The organism is uncultured Microscilla sp., assembly GCF_947493425.1.
Lineage (GTDB): Bacteria > Bacteroidota > Bacteroidia > Cytophagales > Microscillaceae > Microscilla.
Map to the genome: position 1 here is coordinate 1 of NZ_CANLRP010000359.1, position 2,336 is coordinate 2,336.

A 2,336-nucleotide genomic window follows, 5' to 3' on the forward strand; every position below is an offset into this window, starting at 1 on the left:
GTATTCAATTTTGGTTTTGTCACCTTTAAATTAATACTATTTTGGCAGACTTACTTATATCCCGCAACTTGGGTTAAATAATAAAATGACAACCGATAAAATGGAATTGAGCATTGATCGCTACCTTGAGCAATTGATGACGGTAAAAGACAGGCATGAACAAAAAAATAGCATGCAAAAAACGCTTCAGTACATTGCCTCTTTGCCCTTGACCGAACAACAAGAGTGGTTAACGGCATTGCAAACAAGCATTCGCAAAGATTTGGATGAGATAACAACGCAACTGAAAAATTGATTGGTCAGGCTGAAGCGATTTGATGTTATGTGACCGAAAGTTGCTTATGAGCACCAAGTAAATAATAATGATGAATGGGCACAAAACCAATATTAACGAACAGTCTAAAAAATGCTCAAAATAATCCGTTATACTTTCTTTACCCTCGTCATATTATTGGCAGGGGTTTTTATTTGGGCTTATCGCTCCGATATAGCCGTAGAACAACTCAAAGCAAGGTATGCACCACCGCCCTCAGAGTTTGTAAGCATACAAGGCATGCAGGTACATTACCGCGAAGAGGGCAAGGGTTTTCCTTTGGTGCTGATACACGGTACAGGAGCTTCGCTGCACACCTGGCAAGGTTGGGTAGATCAACTTAAGCAACATTACCGCGTCATTCGGTTCGATTTGCCTGCCTTTGGGCTTACAGGACCACACCCACAGCATGACTATAAAATCAGTACTTATGTGAAGTTTGTACAAGCTTTACTGCAAAAGAAAGGCATTAAAAAGTGCCATATTGCTGGCAACTCATTGGGAGGAAACATTGCCTGGCGTTTTGCCTTGGCTTACCCCAATAGGGTAGGCAAGATGATTTTGTTGGATGCCAGTGGTATTCCGCTCAAAAAAAAACGTAAAAAGCTGTGGATTATGCAACTTGCCCGTACCCCTATAGTCAATCGGGTCATGCGTTATGCCACGCCCAGGGCTATTTTTAGAAAAAACTTGTTGGAGGTATACAGCGACGATGCCAAGGTGTCGCCTGCCCTGATCACCCAATACCAGCAACTTACCCTGAGAAAAGGCAACCGTGAGGCATTTATTCAACGAGCGAAAACTCCTGTTGAGGATCGTTCAGAAGACATTCCTCAAATCAATACTCACACTCTTATTATGTGGGGAAAAGATGATGCCTGGATACCGTTAGAGCTGGCTTATGCGTTTAAAGAAAAGTTGCCCAATAATCAACTGATTATATACCCAAATGTGGGCCATGTGCCTATGGAAGAGATTCCCTTGAAAACAGCGCAAGATGCCCTTCATTTTTTAGAAGCCAAACCCTAATACCTATATGAAAACGATGTGGTTGTATACCCTCATACTGCCTTGCCTGCTACTAAATAGCCTGGTGGCCAATGATGCCTGTGCTCAAAAAAAAATCAAGCAAATTGTGGGCTGGGGAAAATACTCTAAAAAAGACAAAACTTCACAAAAGTTTTTTGCCTATGACTATAACCCCAGCGGTAAGTTGCTAAGAAAGCAAGATTTTAGATTGTATATAGACAATACTTATTTTTATGACAAGCAAGGAAAGCTGGTAAAAATAGAGGGGTATGAAGGCGAAACCAGCTTCACTACTACTTATGTTTATGGCAAAAAAGTGATGACCGAAATAATGAAAATGCCTGACGACCGAGTGCATAAGACCCATACTTACCTCAATGACAAGGGCAACAAAGTAGAAAAGAAAATGTATCACATGGGGAAGTTGTCTAAACGGATACTGTATACCTACAACAAGCAAGACAGTGTAATAGGAGAAATGTATTACTTGTATTCGGGCAAGCAACGCAAAAGTTATAAAGTGATTTATACTTACGACTACAAAACCCACCTGAGAACCCACAAAAACGAATATGATGCTTATCAACAAGTGGTAGAGCAAGAAGACTACACATACAATGCTACGGGGCAATTATTGAAAATAAGTAAGGTTTTTCCGCAACGCAAAAATAACGACTACAACACCACTATAGAGTACCAATACCAAAAGGGTAAGCTATGGCAGGTGATAAACCAAACCCACAATGGTAAGTATAAGTCGGTAAAAGTATATAAGGACGGGGTTTTGATAAGGGTGCGCAGGTATGAAAACAGTAAACTAATGGAGCTGATAGACTACCAGTATGTGTATTTTTAGGTAAGCAATGACTCTGTACTTAAAATAAAAAAACCTGAGACTATTACGCCTCAGGTTTTTTGTGCTTGTGTGCCTGGCATGCAATATCACTTGGTGGTTCAAGTCCACTACGCGCCCATTAGCGGGAAGCGTTAGCCA

The 2,336-nt window shown here is 40.8% G+C and carries 3 protein-coding genes; all 3 read left to right on the plus strand.

Annotated features, from left to right (window positions below; genetic code table 11):
* Positions 1-85 precede the first annotated feature (85 nt).
* The 3 genes from Q0954_RS33670 to Q0954_RS33680 all read left to right on the plus strand — a co-directional run bounded on the left by Q0954_RS33670 (position 86) and on the right by Q0954_RS33680 (position 2,198).
* The gene (locus Q0954_RS33670) at positions 86-295 is read left to right on the plus strand and encodes a hypothetical protein (RefSeq protein ID WP_299466384.1); all 210 of its coding nucleotides are present in this window, start codon (positions 86-88) and stop codon (positions 293-295) included.
* A gap of 111 nt (positions 296-406) precedes the next feature.
* On the plus strand, positions 407-1,342 hold the full coding sequence (locus Q0954_RS33675; RefSeq protein WP_299466387.1) for an alpha/beta hydrolase: 936 nt from the start codon (positions 407-409) through the stop codon (positions 1,340-1,342).
* A gap of 7 nt (positions 1,343-1,349) precedes the next feature.
* Positions 1,350-2,198, plus strand: coding sequence for a hypothetical protein (locus Q0954_RS33680; RefSeq protein ID WP_299466390.1), 849 nt, complete (start codon positions 1,350-1,352; stop codon positions 2,196-2,198).
* The last annotated feature ends 138 nt before the right edge of the window (positions 2,199-2,336 follow it).

What these genes read in the sequence shown, in the direction of transcription:
- Q0954_RS33670 (WP_299466384.1), top strand. Translation starts at nt 86, where the DNA reads ATGACAACCGATAAAATGGAATTGAGCATTGATCGCTACCTTGAGCAA.
- Q0954_RS33675 (WP_299466387.1), top strand. Translation starts at nt 407, where the DNA reads ATGCTCAAAATAATCCGTTATACTTTCTTTACCCTCGTCATATTATTG.
- Q0954_RS33680 (WP_299466390.1), top strand. Translation starts at nt 1,350, where the DNA reads ATGAAAACGATGTGGTTGTATACCCTCATACTGCCTTGCCTGCTACTA.